Source organism: Massilia scottii (genome assembly GCF_030846495.1).
GTDB classification, from domain to species: Bacteria; Pseudomonadota; Gammaproteobacteria; order Burkholderiales; family Burkholderiaceae_D; genus Telluria_A; species Telluria_A violaceinigra.
Genome location: NZ_JAVCWM010000036.1, coordinates 1 through 16,755 on the forward strand (window position 1 = coordinate 1; position 16,755 = coordinate 16,755).

Below are 16,755 nucleotides of genomic sequence, written 5' to 3' on the forward strand. Positions count from 1 at the left end.
GCAGGTGGGCAACGGCAGGCGGCACTGGCAGGAGACATCGGCAGGTGGCTCACGGCAGGAGGTAACGGTGCGTCGCAATAGTGTGGGGCACCAGCAGGAGACGACGGCATGAGGCACCATTCGGTGGCGACGGCGCCTCTTATTCACGATTCAGTACAAAAGCTAAGCGCGCAACAACGCCAGGCACGATCGCCTGGCCGGTCGCGCGTCGCTTAACAGGCGCTAGCGTTCGATCGCGCCGCCTGACATACGCACGCGGTCGCCGGTCACGAAGGAGGGCGCCCATTCCTGTGTGATGACCTGGGTGGCGCCGTCGTCCATCGTCAGCGTGATCCGGTAGACACGGTCGCCGGTCATGGTGCTGCCGCTGGTGCCCGTGCTGCCAGCGCTGCCAGTGCCGCCAACGGCGCCGCCCGTACTGGCCGCCCCGCTGCCTTGACGCGGCACCACTTCGATTTTGCTCACGGTGCTGTTGGGCGTACCGGTTGGCGCGCTGGCTCCGCTTGCCATGCTGCCACCTGACTGGGCGCCGCTGCTGGTCGCAGCGGAACTTGCCATCCCTGTCGTCGTGCTGCCGGTTCCTGTGCCAGCCATGCTTCCGCTACCCCCGCTGGTACTCGTGCTGCCAGTAGTCTGGCCGCTGCCCGTGCTGCCCGCACCTGTGGCGGCGCCGCTGCTCCCTGTCGTTCTGCCGCCCCCCGTAGAGCCGCTGCTGCTCGTCCCTGCCGTGCCGCTGCTGCCCATGCCGGTGGTGCCGGTACTGGTCCCCGTCGTTCCGCCGCTGTCCGTCGTGCTGCTCCCGCTCGATGGCATGCTGGCGGATGTGTCGCCACTCGTGTCGCTTGTGCCACTGGCTGTGTCGCCGCTCATGCCGGTGGAAGTGCAGGCCGCCAGTCCGAGAGCCAGCAAGCCCGCCAACAGCATGCTTTGTTCGATACGCTTCATGATCAATTCCTTTGGTTGGGTGTTTTCCGTGAGTGCGTGACAATGCCGCGTGCCACTTCGGTAAGAGCAAGGAATCCGCCCGGCGTTCCCATGCATTCTCTGCAATTTGACGCAGATCAAACAATAATTAGATAAGCTTGAATTTTGTGGAGGGGGGAGTCGGCGCAAGACATGCGCATTCAGAGCTTGATACAGCGCAAAAGCCCAACTTCTTGGGCGGGCCATAATTTTCTAATGCAATTTTTTGTGGGCCTGCCATGCCAGCTTCATCACTCTCCAGCCTGATTGTCGACCTTGTCGCTTCGGTGGAAACGACCGTCATCAGCCTGCGTGAGCATCATCTGTCGGGGCAGGCGGTGCATCGCCTCGTGCGCGAGGCGAGTGCCGGGCAATTCGCGGATGCGCCGGCCGGCGCGCCGCGTTTAACGGGATCGTGCCGTTTGAGGCAGGAAGGCCCAGAGCAGGCCGGCCGTGATCAGCGCGGCGTTGCAATCGACCAACCAGTCGCCGACCGCGCCTGAGCGGTACGGCAGGAAACTCTGCACCAGCTCGTCCAGCGCACCCATGACCATCACGGTCAGGACCGACTTGATCGCGCGTTCGCGTGCACTCCCCAAGCTACCTGTGAACAAAAGAAATGTGATGGTGCCGTAGGCCAGCGAGTGCAGGACGATGCCTGACGCCACGGTGCCGATCTCGGCGCGTGCGCCCGGCAAGGAACCCATGATGAGAATGGCAGCGTAGATCGCCAATGCGGTGGCGTAACGCAACTTGCGCAGGCGTTCGTCAAGAACAAGAAGGGAAAGCAGTGCAGGCATGACAGGGTGTGTGGGGAAAACCATCACCTTACCATGCCGGCCGTCGCACATGCACGGCCAGCATGTTGCCTGCGTGACGCTAGATCGTCAACGCCGGCGCACCATTGCTGTAGCGTGCGTCGAAACAGCCCTGGCACTCGGCGCAAAACAGATGGGCAAGGCGCACGGCGCGCTGGCGCAAGACCAGCTTGAGGTGCGTATGACTGCAATTTGGGCAGGTTTCCCTAACCGTGCCGAAGGTGATCAGCTCGACCGGGACATCGTCGGTGTCGAGGTGGTCGACAACAGCGCTGGGATTGAGTTCACTAAGGACGAGCTTGTCGTCGGGACTATGGCGCTGGCGGCGGCTGGCGTGTGCCTGTTGAGAAAGTGGTTCTGATAATGCATCAAGGACATATTCACTCATTCTTATCGCTCCGCTTGGCTGGCCAATGGTTATGAAAAAAGCTCGAGGAACTTCACTATAGATGAATGGGCGGCAGCTTCAAGCTTTTGCGTCATCTTTTTGCCAACCCTGGTCAAAAGAACGGGAAAAAGTGTTGCGCCAAAAAAAAGCCCGCTTGTGGGAGCGGGCTAAACCCAAGATCGGGCCAAGAGATCGTCAATTCGGAGTGGTGTGCCGCCCTCTGGGTCGGCACACCTGGCTGCCAGTCACGCATATCGGGTGCGTGTACAGCAGATGAAACTAGTATAGGCAGGCAATGTGACGCAGCTATGACAATGCGCAACAATTGCGTAGGCGCGATAAATAATGAGAAGAATTCCGAAAGGCAGCACAACCCGGCTGCAAGGGCTCAGGCCATCACGTGTCGTGCACGCAAAAAAAAAGCCCGCTGATGAAAGCGGGCTTCAAACTATTTTCTTGGAGGAAGATAGTGGAGACAGGTGCAATTATGCGGGGTCACGAATTATATGTCTAATTGACATTTTGGATACCGGACATGCGCCTGTCTTATATCTCTATCCTTGCATTCAGACTGCCACGCTCAGGTCGACCTCGATGTTGCCGCGCGTTGCATTCGAGTACGGGCAAACTTCATGCGCCTTGTTCACTGCTGCCTGGGCCGTTGCCTGGTCCATGCCGGGCGTTTTCACGACCAGCTTGACGGTCAGGCCGAAACCGCCCTTGTCGTTCGGGCCCACGCCGACCGATGCGTCGATGCTGGTGTCGGCCGGCACCGGGGTCTTGAGCGCGCCGCTGACCAGTTTCAGGGCCGACAGGAAACATGCCGCATAGCCCGCCGCGAACAGTTGCTCAGGATTGGTACCGTCGCCGCCCGCGCCGCCCAGCGATTTCGGGGTCGACAGTTTAACGTCCAGGACGCTGTCATCGGAAACGGCGCGGCCATCGCGACCACCGGTTGCTGTTGCGTGTGCTGTATAGAGAACTTGCATGGTGACTCCTTGGTTGGGTTGGGGCGGCAACGCTGTGCCGATGGAAGAACTATAGCTAACAATCTAATTGTGTGCAATCTATTTATTCAAATTCTTTTCGAACAAACAGCGGGGCATGCCCCGCCAGCCAACTCAGTCGTGGTCTTCCATGGCCTTGAACAGGTCGTCGCGCACGCTCGACAGTTCGCTGCGCATGCGTCCCAGCGCGGCCAGTTCCTGTCCGCTTGCGCACAGCACCTGTTCCGGAATCGCCTCGGCCTGGGCGCGCAGTGCCTGGCCTTGCTCGGTGAGCACGATGCGCACCTGGCGCTCATCGTGCGGATCGCGGTTGCGCGAGAGCAGGCCATTGCCTTCCAGGCGCTTGAGCAGCGGCGTGAGCGTGCCGGAATCGAGAAACAGGCGCGCGCCGATATCCTTGACCAGGATCGCATCCTGCTCCCACAGCACCAGCATCACCAGGTATTGCGGGTACGTCAGGCCGAGCCGGTCGAGCATCGGCTTGTAGGTCTTGGTCATCGCATGCGAGGCCGAATACAGCGCGAAGCAAAACTGGTTTTCCAGCGCCAGCATGTTGACCGAGGCCGGCAGCGTCTGTTTGGTTTGGCTCATTCCTTCACCGGGACCGTGTAGTTGAGGGCTAGGCGGCCACCGTCGACATACATGGTCTGGCCGGTCATATACGAAGCATCGTCGCTGGCCAGGAACACCACCACGGAGGCGATTTCGTCCGGCTCGCCGCAGCGTCCCAGCGGGGTGCGCGACAGGATCGTCTTGCGCGCTTCCGGGCTGCCCAGCACGGCTTTCTTGGCCAGTTCGGTCAGGATCGTGCCCGGCCCGATGCCGTTGACGCGGATGCCGTAGCCGGCCAAATTGAGCGCCATCACCTTGGTCAGCTGGTTGATGCCGCCCTTGGACACCACATACGGCACCTGGTTGGCGATCGCCACTTCGGAATTAACGCTCGACATATTGATGATGCAGCCGTGCTGCTGGCTCACCATGTGGCGCGCCGCGGCCTGGCCGCACAGGAACATCGACTTCAGATTGATGCGCATGACGCGGTCGAAATCGTCCTCGGTCAGGTCGAGGAAGTCGGCGGCATGCGTCACGCCGGCATTGTTGACCAGCACATCGATGCGGCCGAAGGCGGCCACGGTAGCGGCGATCATGGCATCGACATCGGCTTTCTGGCTGACGTCGGCAGCGAAGAAGCGGGCGTTCTCGCCGAGCGCTTCGGCGGCGGCGGCGCCGTCGGCCTTGATATCGACCAGCATCACGCGCGCGCCTTCTTTCACCAGGCGCTGGGCGCAGGCCAGGCCGATGCCCTGCGTGGCGCCGGTGACGATCGCTACTTTTTGCTCAAGTCTCATGTATTGCTTTCAATGGTGCGGGAATAGCGAATTTTAACCACACAGCGCGCCCGGCGTTGATTTTTTTGCAGTGCATCATAGCACCACGGGGCGGTCCGGCAACTCATTGGCGCGCGCCCCGTTGGCGGGAAAGTGCTGGCTGAGCAAGGTGTTGACTTGCTCCAATGCAGCGAGGGTGGCGGCGTGGAATTCACCGTGCGCAAAGCCCTGCGTCATTGTCGCGCACACCCGGTTCCAGACGATATTGTCGATCTTGCGCCCGACGTTGCGGTCGGTCACGATCTCGACCTTGTGCTCGGCCAGGTTCACGTAGATCAGCACGCCGCAATTGTCTTCGGTATCCCAGATGCCGTATTCCGCGAACAGGGCAATGGCGCGCTCGCGCATGCCCATGCCGGCCCACAAGGCATCGAACGGCAAGCTGTTCTCGACGATCAGGCGCAGCTCGCTGCGGTGGGTTTGCTCGCCGGCCGTGATGGCCTTGCCGATCGCATCCAGCGTTTCCGGTGGAAACGCGCGCCGGCCTTTCGCCGCCGTGCTGCGCCAGTGGCGCCAGATGCGCGCGAGGCGTGCACCCATCGATGGTGTAGGGGAGTGACTCATTACCAATCTCCCGAGGCGCCGCCGCCGTCAAAACTGCCGCCGCCGCCGGAAAACCCGCCGCCGGAAAAACCACCGCCGTCACCGCCGCCGCGCCCGAGGCCGCCGAGTGCGCTGCCGATGATGAAGCCGGTGGCGCCGCTGCTCCAGCCACCCCGCCCAAGACGCGAACGGCGCGGGCGGAAAATGGAGAACAGGAGAAAGGCCCCGAACAGGATCAGCGGGACCGTCATATTGTCTTCGTTCGACGCATTCGACTGTTGCTGCTGCGGCGGCGCAGGGAACTGTTCCGCGTTCAGCAAGGTCGCAATCGCGCCCACGCCGGCCACCAGGCCGTCATAAAACTGCTTCTGCTGGAAATGCGGTGCGATCACGTCTTGCAGGATGCGTTTCGATTGTGCATCGGTCAGCACGCCCTGCACGCCGCGCCCGGCTTCGATGCGCAGGCGCCGCAGGGCGGGCGGATTGTCGGGCGCGACCACCAGCAGCACGCCATCATCGACGCCCTTGCGTCCCAGCTTCCAGGCATCGCTGACGCGGATGCTGTACTGCTCGATCTGTTCCGGCGCCGTGCTCTTGACCAGCAAGACCGCGATCTGGCTGCCGGTCTTGCTTTCGTACTCGGTGAGCACGGTTTCCAGCTTGGCGCGCTGTTCCGCGCTCAGCATGCCGGCCTGGTCGGTGACATGGCTGCCCAGGGTCGGCACCGGCACCAATTGCGCGTGCGCCGCGCCGCCCAGGCCAAGGCCGAGGCCGAGGCCAAGGCCGAGTGCCAGGACCAGCGTCGATAAGAATCGCAGCCAGCGCATCTGCTTACTTGCCAAAATTGACGGTCGGGGCGGTCGAAATCGCTTTTTCGTTCTCGACGGTGAACGATGGCTTGACTTCATAGCCGAACATCATCGCCGTCAGGTTGGTCGGGAACTTGCGGACCTGAACGTTGTATTCCTGCACCGTGACGATGTAACGCTGGCGCGCGACGGTAATGCGGTTCTCGGTGCCTTCCAGCTGCGACTGCAGGTCGCGGAAGCTGGCATCGGCCTTCAGGTCCGGATATTTCTCCGCCACCACCATCAGGCGCGACAAGGCGCCCGACAGCTCGCCCTGCACCTGCTGGAATTTCTTGAACGCTTCCGGATTGTTCAGCACCTCGGGCGTGATCTGGAAACTGGTGGCCGCGGCGCGTGCGCGCGTGACCGACTCCAGCGTTTCCTTTTCGTGGTTGGCATAGCCCTTGACCGTGTTGACCAGATTCGGAATCAGATCGGCGCGGCGCTGGTACTGGTTGACGACTTCGCCCCAGGCGGCCTTGCTGGCCTCGTCCTTGGTCTGGAACTCGTTGTAGCCGCAGCCGGACAGGAGCGTCCCTGTGAGTGTCAGGGTCAGCAGCACCCGTGCGCAGCGTGCGAATGCAGTGTTTGTCATGGTATTTCCGTCCGTAGCAAGTTGTCGAATGGTCAAAAATATACCCTAAATGCCAACACGATGACTTTTCAAACGTGCGTGGTGCCGCGCGGGGAGGGGCATGGGACGCGCTACAATGACGGGTTTGTAATCGACTACGAGGCTGTCCTGTGAACTTTATCAACAAGCTGTCCGCCGCCTGGACCACCAACAATTCCCTGCTGTGCGTGGGCCTCGACCCCGATCTCGCCCGTTTCCCGGCGCAACTGGCCAGCGAGCCCGACGCGATTTTCCTGTTCTGCAAGGAGATCATCGATGCCACGGCGGATCTGGCGTGTTCGTTCAAGCCGCAGATCGCCTACTTTGCCGCGCTCGGCGCCGAAGGCCAGCTCGAACGCATCTGCGCGTACGCGCGCCAGCATTATCCGCACATTCCCCTGATTCTCGACGCCAAGCGCGGCGACATCGGCGCCACCGCGCGCCAGTACGCGCGCGAGGCGTTCGACCGCTACGGGGCTGATGCGGTGACGGTCAACCCGTACATGGGTTTCGATTCGGTCGAGCCGTACATGGAGTGGACCGACCGCGGCGCCATCGTGCTGTGCCGCACCTCGAATCCGGGCGGATCGGATCTGCAGTTCCTGATGGCCGACGGCAAGCCCTTGTATCAGCACGTGGCGCGCATGGTGGCCGACAAGTGGAACAGGAACGGACAGTGCGCGCTGGTGGTGGGTGCGACCTTTCCGGAGGAACTGGCGCAGGTGCGTGCGATCGTGGGCGAGATGCCGCTGCTGGTGCCGGGTGTCGGCGCGCAGGGCGGGGATGTGGAAGCGACCGTGAAGTCCGGCCGCACGGCCAGCGGCGCCGGCATGATGATCAATTCCTCGCGCGCGATTTTGTATGCCACGCCGCAGGGGAGTGAGGATTTCGCCGCAGCGGCGCGCAGGGTGGCGCTGGAGACGCGCGACGCGATTAATTTGTATCGCTAGCTCGTCGTTCCTGGCAATGGCAGGAACGACGAGCTAGTAGCCGGAACCCGGGGGGCGGCTAATACCTGCTCGGCGCAATCGCCTCCGCGTAATCGTACAAGGTCCCCAAAATCTCCTCCGCGCGCTCGTCGGCATCTTCCGACAGCGTATCGATCTCGGCAAACAACTGCTCGATCGTTCTCGCCCCGCCTTGCCCGTCGAACAGCTTGGCGGCGCGGTGCTCTTCCCACTGCTGCGCTTCGGCTTCGCTCAGCAACGCAGGGAAATTGCGCGCGCGGTAGCGGAACACCAGTTCCACCAGCCGCTGATCCTCGAACGACGGCCGGGCCTTGGCCAGCTTCTCGGGCGTCTCGGCACGCAGCGACTCCAGCTTGCGCCGGTCGCCATTGCCGATGAACCCGCCATACAGGTCCTCATCCACATCGACCGCTTCCTGCGCACCCGGACGCTGATACACCTGCGCCCACAAGGCTCCCATGTCCGGCCCGGCCGCCGCCACGGCCGCGAAGGCGCGTCCCTGCTCGATATCGATGCCCCACTTTTCCGCCATCGCCGCGCTCAGGGTCTTGAGATTGCCCACCAGCATCGGCGACTTGTTCAGGTGGATGCTCTTGATCGGCAAGCGCGTCACGCCTTCCGGCAAATCGGCCGAACGCGTGAACATGCGCAGGCGGATCGTTTCCGCATCGAGGCCGAACAGCTCGGCCGGGTCGTGGCTGCAATCCCACACCAGCACTTCATTCTTGTTGGTCGGATGGGTCGCCAGCGGCCACACCAGCCCGATGCAGCCGCGCTCGGTCGGGAACATGCCCGACACGTGCAGGAATGGCTGGCGCTGGGCCGCCGCCAGGTGCATGCCCATTTCCGACGCGACCTTGTCTTTCTTGTGCAGCGCCAGGCAAAAGTCGAACAGCTTGGGCTGCCTGTCGCGGATCAGGCGCGCCAGGGCGATGGTGGCACGCACGTCCGACAGCGCATCGTGCGCCGTCTCGTGCAGCAAACCGTTGGCCTTGGCCAGGTGTTCCAGCTTGAAACTCGGCTTGCCGTCTTCGCGCAGCGGCCATTCGATGCCTTCCGGGCGCAGCGCGTACGTCATGCGCACCACGTCGAGCAAGTCCCAGCGCCCGCAATTGTGCTGCCACTCGCGCGCGTACGGATCGATCAGGTTGCGCCAGAACAGGAAGCGCGTGATTTCGTCGTCGAAGCGAATCGTGTTGTAGCCGACCCCGATCGTGCCCGCCTGGCTGAAGGCTGCCTCGATGGTGGCCGCGAACTGGTGCTCGGGCACGCCCAGTTCAAGGCATTGCTGCGGCGTGATGCCGGTGATCAGGCACGACTGCGGGTCCGGCAGAAAATCCGGCGCCGGCTGGCAGTACAGCATGATTGGCGCGCCGACTTCATTAAGATTGGCATCGGTGCGGATCGCTGCGAACTGCGCAGGACGGTCGCGGCGCGGCTGGGCGCCGAAGGTTTCGTAGTCGTGCCAGAGAAAGGTATGGGTGGTCATGGAACTTCGATCAATAAGTAGCAGCCCGGCGGCGTGCGCTCTCCGGGGCGGACCCATATGGTACACAGATTGGCGCCGCGCCGGGGCCTGGATTGAGCGCGCGGCGCCGTACTTCAGCGCGCGACGCGGTTGCGTCCGCCTTCTTTGGCGCGGTACATGGCCGCGTCTGCCGCGGCGATCAGCGCGCTGTCGTCCATGCCCGCTTCGAGCAAGGCCACCCCGAACGAGGCCGTGATGTGCGGCAGCGGAATGCGCATGTCGCGGAAAATCGGCGCCTCGCGCATGCGCGAGCACAGCCGCTCGGCCACCATCAGCGCCAGCGGTTCCGGCGTTTCGGGCAGGATCACCATCAATTCCTCGCCGCCGTAGCGCAGCGCAAAATCGGACGGGCGCAGCGCCGTCGAAATCACGTCGGCCGCCGCGCGCAGGGCATCGTCGCCGGCCAGGTGGCCGTGGGTATCGTTGAACCGCTTGAAATGATCCAGGTCGAGCATCACCAGCGCCAGCGGCGTGCCGGCACGGTGCGCGGTGGCGATCAGCTTGGGCAGCATGTCGTTCATCCAGGCCCGGTTGTACATGCCGGTCAGGCCATCGTTCATCGATAGCTGGCGGTAGAACTCGCCCAGCTTCTGGCGCCGCCGCAGCAGCGCATTGGCGGCGCGGATGCGGAACGAGAGCAGGCGCAGCAGGTTGCGCGCCAGGCCGTTCGACTGGTCGATCAGCTTCCACACCAGTTCGCCTTCGATGAGCAGCAGTTCCGATTCTTCCAGCGCGCTGATCGAGGCCAGGTTGGCCGCTTCGTCCAGCACCGACTGCTCGCCCACGCTCTCGCCCGGCAGGATCTTGCTGACCGTGCCGTCGGCCATGCCGTTGCGGGTGTCGGCCTCGACCGCCAGCGCGCCGCGCAGCAGGATGTACAGGCGCGCACGGTTGCTATCCTCGACCCTGGCCCCGGGCGCGAGCCGCACCACGGCGCAGTCGGCCAGCGCCTGCGCGATCTGCTCGTCGTCGATGTCGCGGAACAAATGCAAGTCCCGGATGGTGTAACTTGATGCAGCGAAGGTGCCGATCTGTTCCAAAATAGTTTCTCCGGTCAGGTGTGCGCTGCTATAACCATTGGCATTTGCATCATATCAGTGTTCCAATAGCGTCATTCGAATTGAACCATCCACGACATGCACTTCATTGACGCCCTTGGCACCCCGCATCAGCCCGACCCGGCGGCACGCATCGTGTCGCTGGTGCCGTCGATTACCGAACTGCTGTGCGAGCTCGGCCTGGCCGGGCAAGTGGTCGGGCGCACCGGCTTTTGCATCCATCCGGCCGCCCAGGTCGCCGCCATTGCCAAGATTGGCGGCACCAAGGACGTCAACCTGGAAAAAATCCGCAAGCTCGCGCCCACCCATCTGGTGGTCAACATCGACGAGAACGAAAAGCCGACCGTCGAAGCGCTGGCCGAATTCGTGCCGAATATCGTCGTCACCCATCCGGTGGCGCCGCGCGACAACCTGGCGCTGGCACGGCTGATGGGCGGGGTTTTTGGCGCCGACGCCAGGGCCGCGGCCTGGTGCGCCGCCTTCGAGGCAGAATACGCGGCGCTGCAGGCGCTGCCCAAGGGGCGGCCGGCGACAGTGCTGTACTGCATCTGGCAAGACCCGTGGATGAGCGTCTCGGCGGACACCTACATCGCCCGCATGATGGCCGAGATCGGCTGGAGCGTGCCGCAAGTGGGCGACGCCTCGGATAGCGCGGTGCGCTACCCACGCTTCAACTGGTCCGATGAACTGGTGGCGCGCATCGACGGCGTGCTGCTGTCGACCGAACCCTACCGCTTCACGGACGTCCACGCGGACGCGCTGGAAAAACAGATCGGCAAGCCGGTGCATGTGATCGATGGTGAAATGATGTCGTGGTACGGCAGCCGTTCGCTGGCCGGTGTGCGCTACTTGCGCGCGTTGGCACAGTCGGCGTCGATGTTCTGATCGTGCGCCAGCAAGACAGGCTGGCTGCCTTGCTGGAGTTGCCTCAGGCCAGCCTGCCGCGGGGGCAGGGCGCTGGCCCTGGCGTGTTACCTGGCGATTACTCGTTGACTTCGTCCGGCTCGGGCACCAGTTTCGGTGTCGCGTGCAGCTGCTTGTCGTGCAGGCGGCCCAGGGCGCTGTCGATAGCGCGCTTGAGTTTGTCCGCCGCGCCGGTGATGGCCTGGTGCAGGTGCACCGAGTGGTCGCTCACGGCGATCGGCTGGTAGCCGGTCACGCGCGCTTCGAGCAGGCAGCGGTTGCCGCCGTCGGAGGATTTCTGGCTGTTATCGTCGCTGAGGTGGACTTCAACACGGGTAATGTGTTCGCTAAAACGCTGAACGGCGGCGGAGACCACGGATTGCACATGATCGTCGAGGCCCTGATGACGTTCGATCGTTTTATCGGTATTGATGTTGATTTGCATAAGCTCACTCCCGGCTGTTCATAAAGGTACTGGCACAACCCCGGTCTTATTGCGTGTGCGGCCTGCGCGCGTTGCTGCGCAGCGCCTGGGTTGGCACAACGTTAAGCACACGGCTTTATATTACACCTTTGTTTGATATTGCTCAGTGCAAATGAAATCGGGTCATGCCGCCTGCCAGCGCAGGGCGTCGGCGTGGGTGTCGGCGCGCTCGATCGCGAAGCCCAATCCCAGGTACAGGCGGCGTGCCCGCGGGTTGCCGCGGTGGACGGACAAGGTCAGCGGCAGATGACGCTCGGCCGCGAACTGCTGCAGCGCGCGCAGCACGGCGCTGCCGGTACCGCGCCCGCGTGCCTGCGGCAGCAGGGCGATATCGACCAGGCGCAGCGCGTCGCGGCCATGGTCGACCACGATGCGCGCCACCGGCTCGCCGGCCTCCTGCAAAATCAGATGGACGGCATCCGGAAAGCGCGTGCGGTAATCGGCCGCCTGCAGGCGCTGCTGCATCGCGATCAGCGACGCCGCCAGGGTCGGGTCGGCGCGCCCGGTGCCGAGCAAATCCTGGCGCGTGGACGCGTACAGGCGCGCCAGGAAAGGCGCGTCGTCCTCCACCGGGGCCCTCGCACCGAATGCCCGCAGATGGGCCGCCAGCACGCTCACGCGCCGGCCTTGCCGTCGCGCAGCGCCGTCGCTTCCTTCTCGTGATGAGGAAAACGGTCCATGCGCGAGAGCACCGGAAACTTGAAGATCCAGATCGCCGTGACCGCCAGGGTGGCGGCGCCGCCGAACAGGATGGCGCGCGTCAGCCCGAACCAGCCGGCGGTCAGGCCCGACTCGAATTCGCCGAGCTCGTTGGACGCGCCGATGAACACCGCATTGACCGCGCTCACGCGGCCGCGGATGTCATCGGGCGTTTCGAACTGCACCAGCAGATGGCGCACGTACACGCTGACCATGTCGCCGGCGCCGAGCAGGAACAGGGCGCCCAGCGCGACCGGGAAACTGGCGCTCCAGCCCAGCGCCAGGGTGGCCGCGCCGAACACGGCCACGCCGCCGAACATCCACGCGCCGACGCGGCGGCGGATCGGATAAAACGCCAGCGCTACCGAGCACAGCGCGGCGCCGACGCCGGGCGCGGTGCGCAGCAAACCCAGTCCCACCGCATCGACCTGCAGCACATCGTGCGCGTAGGCCGGCAGCAGCGCGGTGGCGCCGCCGAACAGCACCGCGAACAGATCGAGCGAAATGGCGCCCAGCATGATCGGGCGCGACCACACGAAGCGCAAGCCTTCCAGCACCGTGTGCCAGGTGGCCGGCTCCTTGTTGACGATCTGGGGCGCGCTGTGCGTCATCGACATCAGGATCACCGACAGCACCAGCAGCGTGGCGGCCGCCAGATACACCGTCGCCGGCCCCGAGATGTACAGCAAGCCGCCGAGCACCGGACCGGCGATCACGGCCACGTGAAACGCCGACGAACCCAGTGCCACCGCCTGGCTGAAATTTTCATCGGGCACCATATTGCGCAGCACCGCCTGGGTGGCCGGCATCATGAACGCGCGCGCGCTGCCGAACAGCACCAGGATGGCAAACACCGGCCACACCACCGACACCCCGCTTGCCGTAAAGGCCAGCAACATCAGGCCGCACAGCAACTGTGTGAGCAGGCACAGGATAATGATCCGGCGGCGGTCGTAGCGGTCGGCCGTATGGCCGGCGAGCAAAATCAACACCAGGAAAGGCGCGAACTGGGCCAGGCCGATCAGGCCGAGGTCGAACAGGCTGCCCGTCATCTGATACACCTGCCAGCCGATGGCCACGCTCTGCATCTGTACCGCCAGGGTTCCCAGCACGCGCGCGGCGAGGTAAAAAGAGAAATTTCGGTGGCGCAAAACGCTGAAACCGTTGGACGGCGACATCACAGACATAGGAACTTTCGGGACTGGCTACGCGGGTAGGGTAAAATGATTCTTTCCGGAATCAGCATTGTATTGTGCCCGATGTTTCCCGACCCTGCTGGCTGTGCCGCTTCCTTGCCGTTATCGTTTTATGCAGAACACCATATTTGAAACACCTGTCGTCAACACCTTGATGAGAGGATTTTCGCTCCTGACGCTGCGGCTGATGGGGTGGCGTACCGACGGGCTGACACCGGAGCAGATTGCCGGCTATTCCCGGTACGTGCTCATTGCCGCGCCACACACGAGCAACTGGGATTTCCCGATCACGCTGATGGTGTGTTTCGCCTTGCGTTTGCGGGTGTACTGGATGGCCAAGTCGAGCCTGTTTATATGGCCGATCGGGTGGCTGTCGCGCTGGCTGGGCGGCATCCCGATCGACCGCAGCGCGTCGAACAACACGGTGCAGAACACGATCGACGCGTTTGCCAAGCGCGAGCGGCTGGCGGTGATTGTCGCGCCGGAAGGAACGCGCGGCAAGGTCACGCATTGGAAGACCGGTTTTTACCACATTGCGCACGGCGCCAACGTCCCGATCGCGCTTGCCTTCCTCGACTTCAAGCGCAAGACGGGCGGCATTGGCTGCATGTTCCACACCACCGGCGACATCACGGTCGACATGGTTGAAATCCAGCGTTTCTACAGCGGCGTGACCGGCAAAAACAGCGACCAGTTCGACGCTTCCGCAGTCAAGCGTAAATAGTTTCCTAACCGGGGTCAGACCTCCGAATCGAAACATTTTTATTGCTAATCGGAGGTCTGACCCCTGCTAATCGGAGGTCTGACCCCGGTTAGGAAATATTTCTAGTCGGAGGTCTGACCCCGGTTGAGCAACGGTTAGCGTTTGGCGGCGGCGAGGATGACGTCGGCCACTTGCTTCGGCTGCGACAGCATCGGTACGTGGCTCGCTTGCACCGTGGTCGTGACGGCGTTGATTTTCTTGGCCAGCGCTTGCTGCAGACCCGGGTCGATCATGCGGTCTTTGGCGGCAACGATGTAGTAGCTCGGCTTGCTCTTCCATGCCGCCACCGTCACTTTTTCTTCAAACGCCTTGCCGAAAATCGGCCCTTGCGTCGCCGCCATCAGCTTGGTGTCGGCCGCCGGCAAGTCTTGCGCGAAATTCGCCGCGACCGACGCCGCCGGCAAATACAGGTAGCCCGACGCATCAGCCTGGATGCTGGCGATGCCGGCCGGTACCGGGTAGCCCTTGCCCAGCTCGCCCGAGTTCTGGCCTTCCGATGGCGCAAACGCGGCCACGTACACCAGCGCCCTGATCTTGTCGCTCACGCCCGCCTGGGTGATCACCGTGCCGCCCCACGAATGGCCAACCAGCACCACCTTGCCGCTCTGCGCGTCAATCACGCGCTGCGCGGCACCGACATCGTCGCCGAGCGAGGTCAGCGGATTTTGTACGGATACCACTTTCAAGCCCTTCGCCTGCAGCAGCGGAATGACCTTGTTCCAGGCCGAGCCGTCGGCGAAGGCGCCGTGGATCAGCACCACCGTGGTATCGCTGTCCTTGCCCTGGACTTGGGCAGCAGCCTGGACGGGCAGCGCGGCAGCGCCGGCAATCAGGGCGGATGCAATCAGGGCGGCGCGCAGGGGAGTCGTGTTCATGGGTTTTCCTTTCGGTGGATGCGGGTTGTGGGTGGAATTACTTAGCGCGCTAAGTAATGTGCAGCCAATATAGCGCACTAATCGTTAGCGCGCAATCTAATTTTCGAGGAATTTTTCAGCGGCTCAGGCGCTGGTTGAGCTTGTCGATGCCGGCGGCCATCTGTTCCAGCTCCTGGTAGCTGATGGCGCACGCGCTGCCAATGGCCTGATTGACGCGCACCGCCGCTTCGCGCAGCGCGTTGCCGGCCGCGGTCAGGGTCAGCACGCGGTTGCGCTCATCTTTGGGATCGCGCGCGCGCACCAGGTAGCCCTCGGCCTCCAGGCGCTTGACGAGCGGGGTGATCGAGCCGGAATCCTGCTGCAGCCGCTCGGCAAGGTCCTTGATGCCCAACCCTTCCTGTTCCCACAGCACCACCATCACCAGATATTGCGGATAGGTCAGGCGCAGCTCGGCCAGCAACGGCTTGTAGAGCTGCGTCATCTTCAGCGAGGTCGAATACAGCTTGAAGCACAGGTGCTGGTCGAGGACGAGAGGGGCGGTCAAGGCAGTTCTCCCGGTGCCGGCTAGGCCAGGTCGGCTTCGCTGGTGAAGGCGTCGGCGTAGAATTCGTCGGCCGGCAAACGGCATTGCTCGACATACTCGCGCCGCGCAGCCTCGACCACTACCGGGGCGCCGCAGGCATACACCTGATGGCCGGACAGGTCGGGCAGGTCGTGCATCACCGCGGCGTGCACGTAGCCGGTACGCCCGGTCCAGTGGTCTTCCGGGTAGGCGTGCGACACCACCGGCACGTAGCGGAAGTCGGGCAGGGTGGCGGCCCATTGTTCGCACAGCGCGTTCATGTACAGGTCGCCCGGGCGGCGTCCGCCCCAGTACAGGCTGACCGGACGGGTGGAGCCGAGGTGGATCAGGTGCTCGACCAGCGCCTTGACCGGGGCAAACCCGGTGCCCGAGGCCAGCAGCACGATCGGCTTGTCGGCATCTTCGCGCAGGTAAAACGTGCCGAACGGGCCTTCGAAGCGCAGGATGTCGCGTTCCTGCATGGTGTTGAACACATGCTCGGTGAACAGTCCGCCCGCCATGTAGCGGATGTGAAATGTCAGCGGACCGGCCAGGCTGGGCGCGCTGGCCATGCTGTAGCTGCGCCGCTTGCCGTCGCGCAGCATGAATTCGATGTACTGCCCGGCGCGGTAGGCCAGCACTTCATTGGCCGGCAGCTGCAAGGTGATGATGGCCACATCCGGCGCGACTTTGTCGATGCTGGACACGCGCGATGGCATCTTGCGCACCGGATAATCGGTGCTGCCGCCCACTTCGCGTGCTTCGATGACCAGGTCGGCCGAGGTGGTGGCGCAGCAGAACAGCGAGAAGCCGGCCGCTTTTTCTTCTTCGCTCAGGGCGCGCTGCTGGTGCGCCTTGTGCGCGACCGTGCCGGAGACGACCTTGCCCTTGCAGGAACCGCAGGCGCCGTTCTTGCAGCCGTAGGGCAGGCCGATGCCGGCGCGGATCGCCGCCGCCAGCACGGTTTCGTCCGCTTCGCAGGCAAACTGGTGGCCGCTCGGCTGGACAGTAATCTGAAACGTCATAGTGTCATCGTCATCCATTGGAACTACATGATCGGTGTTGATCGCGCCGGTACTGTCGCGAGGAACGGGTTGCTGGTATTTTACATGCTCCGGCGCACTCGCCGGGTGCGGCGGGGCCGCCGC

At 63.5% G+C, this 16,755-nt stretch carries 21 protein-coding genes; 4 read left to right on the forward strand and 17 right to left on the reverse strand.

Going from position 1 to position 16,755, the window contains the following annotated elements; genetic code table 11:
* Positions 1 to 222: 222 nt before the first annotated feature.
* Complete coding sequence (locus RBA41_RS30240) at positions 223 to 510, reverse strand: hypothetical protein (RefSeq protein ID WP_306628069.1); 288 nt, start codon at positions 508 to 510, stop codon at positions 223 to 225.
* Between RBA41_RS30240 and RBA41_RS30245 the strand changes: the two genes are divergently transcribed.
* Positions 509 to 985, forward strand: a complete 477-nt coding sequence (locus tag RBA41_RS30245; RefSeq protein WP_306628070.1) for a hypothetical protein — start codon at positions 509 to 511, stop codon at positions 983 to 985. The two genes, RBA41_RS30240 and RBA41_RS30245, sit on opposite strands and share 2 nt — an antisense overlap.
* A 382-nt stretch (positions 986 to 1,367) precedes the next feature.
* On the opposite strand, the gene RBA41_RS30250 is transcribed toward RBA41_RS30245, so the two are convergent.
* From RBA41_RS30250 to RBA41_RS30285, 8 genes are all read right to left on the reverse strand, one after another.
* On the reverse strand, positions 1,368 to 1,763 hold the full coding sequence (locus RBA41_RS30250; protein WP_306628071.1) for a VanZ family protein: 396 nt from the start codon (positions 1,761 to 1,763) through the stop codon (positions 1,368 to 1,370).
* 79 nt (positions 1,764 to 1,842) lie between these two features.
* Positions 1,843 to 2,169, reverse strand: coding sequence for a hypothetical protein (locus RBA41_RS30255; RefSeq protein WP_306628072.1), 327 nt, complete (start codon positions 2,167 to 2,169; stop codon positions 1,843 to 1,845).
* A gap of 566 nt (positions 2,170 to 2,735) precedes the next feature.
* Entirely contained in the window at positions 2,736 to 3,158 is a 423-nt protein-coding gene (locus RBA41_RS30260; protein ID WP_306628073.1) for an organic hydroperoxide resistance protein, read from the reverse strand.
* 132 nt (positions 3,159 to 3,290) lie between these two features.
* On the reverse strand, positions 3,291 to 3,767 hold the full coding sequence (locus RBA41_RS30265) for a MarR family winged helix-turn-helix transcriptional regulator (protein ID WP_306628074.1): 477 nt from the start codon (positions 3,765 to 3,767) through the stop codon (positions 3,291 to 3,293).
* Entirely contained in the window at positions 3,764 to 4,528 is a 765-nt protein-coding gene (locus RBA41_RS30270; RefSeq protein ID WP_099874699.1) for an SDR family NAD(P)-dependent oxidoreductase, read from the reverse strand. Before RBA41_RS30270 ends, RBA41_RS30265 begins: the two co-directional genes overlap by 4 nt.
* A 75-nt stretch (positions 4,529 to 4,603) precedes the next feature.
* On the reverse strand, positions 4,604 to 5,131 hold the full coding sequence (locus RBA41_RS30275; RefSeq protein ID WP_306628075.1) for a TPM domain-containing protein: 528 nt from the start codon (positions 5,129 to 5,131) through the stop codon (positions 4,604 to 4,606).
* Complete coding sequence (locus tag RBA41_RS30280; protein ID WP_306628076.1) at positions 5,131 to 5,937, reverse strand: TPM domain-containing protein; 807 nt, start codon at positions 5,935 to 5,937, stop codon at positions 5,131 to 5,133. The genes RBA41_RS30275 and RBA41_RS30280 overlap by 1 nt, the downstream gene beginning before the upstream one ends.
* Positions 5,938 to 5,941: 4 nt before the next feature.
* On the reverse strand, positions 5,942 to 6,553 hold the full coding sequence (locus tag RBA41_RS30285) for a LemA family protein (RefSeq protein WP_306628077.1): 612 nt from the start codon (positions 6,551 to 6,553) through the stop codon (positions 5,942 to 5,944).
* A 149-nt stretch (positions 6,554 to 6,702) separates the two neighbouring features.
* Between RBA41_RS30285 and pyrF the strand changes: the two genes are divergently transcribed.
* Positions 6,703 to 7,521, forward strand: a complete 819-nt coding sequence (gene pyrF / locus RBA41_RS30290; protein WP_306628078.1) for an orotidine-5'-phosphate decarboxylase — start codon at positions 6,703 to 6,705, stop codon at positions 7,519 to 7,521.
* 58 nt (positions 7,522 to 7,579) lie between these two features.
* Here pyrF and sbcB read toward each other — a convergent pair whose 3' ends face one another.
* On the reverse strand, positions 7,580 to 9,028 hold the full coding sequence (gene sbcB, locus RBA41_RS30295; RefSeq protein ID WP_306628079.1) for an exodeoxyribonuclease I: 1,449 nt from the start codon (positions 9,026 to 9,028) through the stop codon (positions 7,580 to 7,582).
* A gap of 113 nt (positions 9,029 to 9,141) precedes the next feature.
* On the reverse strand, positions 9,142 to 10,107 hold the full coding sequence (locus RBA41_RS30300; protein ID WP_306628080.1) for a diguanylate cyclase: 966 nt from the start codon (positions 10,105 to 10,107) through the stop codon (positions 9,142 to 9,144).
* A 96-nt stretch (positions 10,108 to 10,203) separates the two neighbouring features.
* Here RBA41_RS30300 and RBA41_RS30305 point away from each other — a divergent pair, with 96 nt between their 5' ends.
* Positions 10,204 to 11,010: a helical backbone metal receptor gene (locus RBA41_RS30305; RefSeq protein ID WP_306628081.1), complete on the forward strand. Its 807-nt coding sequence runs from the start codon at positions 10,204 to 10,206 to the stop codon at positions 11,008 to 11,010.
* 97 nt (positions 11,011 to 11,107) lie between these two features.
* Here RBA41_RS30305 and RBA41_RS30310 read toward each other — a convergent pair whose 3' ends face one another.
* From RBA41_RS30310 to RBA41_RS30320, 3 genes are all read right to left on the reverse strand, one after another.
* Positions 11,108 to 11,473: an HPF/RaiA family ribosome-associated protein gene (locus RBA41_RS30310; protein ID WP_306628082.1), complete on the reverse strand. Its 366-nt coding sequence runs from the start codon at positions 11,471 to 11,473 to the stop codon at positions 11,108 to 11,110.
* Positions 11,474 to 11,635: 162 nt separating this feature from the next.
* Positions 11,636 to 12,130, reverse strand: coding sequence for a GNAT family N-acetyltransferase (locus tag RBA41_RS30315; RefSeq protein ID WP_306628083.1), 495 nt, complete (start codon positions 12,128 to 12,130; stop codon positions 11,636 to 11,638).
* Positions 12,127 to 13,398: an MFS transporter gene (locus RBA41_RS30320; RefSeq protein WP_306628084.1), complete on the reverse strand. Its 1,272-nt coding sequence runs from the start codon at positions 13,396 to 13,398 to the stop codon at positions 12,127 to 12,129. Before RBA41_RS30320 ends, RBA41_RS30315 begins: the two co-directional genes overlap by 4 nt.
* 121 nt (positions 13,399 to 13,519) lie before the next feature.
* Here RBA41_RS30320 and RBA41_RS30325 point away from each other — a divergent pair, with 121 nt between their 5' ends.
* Positions 13,520 to 14,131 (forward strand): lysophospholipid acyltransferase family protein, encoded by a 612-nt coding sequence (locus tag RBA41_RS30325; protein ID WP_306628085.1) that lies wholly within the window; start codon positions 13,520 to 13,522, stop codon positions 14,129 to 14,131.
* A 134-nt stretch (positions 14,132 to 14,265) separates the two neighbouring features.
* On the opposite strand, the gene RBA41_RS30330 is transcribed toward RBA41_RS30325, so the two are convergent.
* The 3 genes from RBA41_RS30330 to RBA41_RS30340 all read right to left on the reverse strand — a co-directional run bounded on the left by RBA41_RS30330 (position 14,266) and on the right by RBA41_RS30340 (position 16,632).
* A complete protein-coding gene (locus RBA41_RS30330; protein ID WP_306628086.1) occupies positions 14,266 to 15,045 on the reverse strand; it encodes an alpha/beta fold hydrolase in 780 nt (259 codons plus the stop codon).
* 115 nt (positions 15,046 to 15,160) lie between these two features.
* Positions 15,161 to 15,589, reverse strand: a complete 429-nt coding sequence (locus tag RBA41_RS30335; RefSeq protein WP_306628087.1) for a MarR family winged helix-turn-helix transcriptional regulator — start codon at positions 15,587 to 15,589, stop codon at positions 15,161 to 15,163.
* A 20-nt stretch (positions 15,590 to 15,609) separates the two neighbouring features.
* On the reverse strand, positions 15,610 to 16,632 hold the full coding sequence (locus tag RBA41_RS30340) for a CDP-6-deoxy-delta-3,4-glucoseen reductase (protein ID WP_306628089.1): 1,023 nt from the start codon (positions 16,630 to 16,632) through the stop codon (positions 15,610 to 15,612).
* Positions 16,633 to 16,755 lie beyond the last annotated feature (123 nt).

What these genes read in the sequence shown, in the direction of transcription:
- RBA41_RS30245 (WP_306628070.1), top strand. Translation starts at nt 509, where the DNA reads ATGCTGCCACCTGACTGGGCGCCGCTGCTGGTCGCAGCGGAACTTGCC.
- RBA41_RS30240 (WP_306628069.1), bottom strand. Translation starts at nt 510, where the DNA reads ATGGCAAGCGGAGCCAGCGCGCCAACCGGTACGCCCAACAGCACCGTG.
- RBA41_RS30250 (WP_306628071.1), bottom strand. Translation starts at nt 1,763, where the DNA reads ATGCCTGCACTGCTTTCCCTTCTTGTTCTTGACGAACGCCTGCGCAAG.
- RBA41_RS30255 (WP_306628072.1), bottom strand. Translation starts at nt 2,169, where the DNA reads ATGAGTGAATATGTCCTTGATGCATTATCAGAACCACTTTCTCAACAG.
- RBA41_RS30260 (WP_306628073.1), bottom strand. Translation starts at nt 3,158, where the DNA reads ATGCAAGTTCTCTATACAGCACACGCAACAGCAACCGGTGGTCGCGAT.
- RBA41_RS30265 (WP_306628074.1), bottom strand. Translation starts at nt 3,767, where the DNA reads ATGAGCCAAACCAAACAGACGCTGCCGGCCTCGGTCAACATGCTGGCG.
- RBA41_RS30270 (WP_099874699.1), bottom strand. Translation starts at nt 4,528, where the DNA reads ATGAGACTTGAGCAAAAAGTAGCGATCGTCACCGGCGCCACGCAGGGC.
- RBA41_RS30275 (WP_306628075.1), bottom strand. Translation starts at nt 5,131, where the DNA reads ATGAGTCACTCCCCTACACCATCGATGGGTGCACGCCTCGCGCGCATC.
- RBA41_RS30280 (WP_306628076.1), bottom strand. Translation starts at nt 5,937, where the DNA reads ATGCGCTGGCTGCGATTCTTATCGACGCTGGTCCTGGCACTCGGCCTT.
- RBA41_RS30285 (WP_306628077.1), bottom strand. Translation starts at nt 6,553, where the DNA reads ATGACAAACACTGCATTCGCACGCTGCGCACGGGTGCTGCTGACCCTG.
- sbcB (WP_306628079.1), bottom strand. Translation starts at nt 9,028, where the DNA reads ATGACCACCCATACCTTTCTCTGGCACGACTACGAAACCTTCGGCGCC.
- RBA41_RS30305 (WP_306628081.1), top strand. Translation starts at nt 10,204, where the DNA reads ATGCACTTCATTGACGCCCTTGGCACCCCGCATCAGCCCGACCCGGCG.
- RBA41_RS30310 (WP_306628082.1), bottom strand. Translation starts at nt 11,473, where the DNA reads ATGCAAATCAACATCAATACCGATAAAACGATCGAACGTCATCAGGGC.
- RBA41_RS30320 (WP_306628084.1), bottom strand. Translation starts at nt 13,398, where the DNA reads ATGTCTGTGATGTCGCCGTCCAACGGTTTCAGCGTTTTGCGCCACCGA.
- RBA41_RS30325 (WP_306628085.1), top strand. Translation starts at nt 13,520, where the DNA reads ATGCAGAACACCATATTTGAAACACCTGTCGTCAACACCTTGATGAGA.
- RBA41_RS30330 (WP_306628086.1), bottom strand. Translation starts at nt 15,045, where the DNA reads ATGAACACGACTCCCCTGCGCGCCGCCCTGATTGCATCCGCCCTGATT.
- RBA41_RS30340 (WP_306628089.1), bottom strand. Translation starts at nt 16,632, where the DNA reads ATGACGTTTCAGATTACTGTCCAGCCGAGCGGCCACCAGTTTGCCTGC.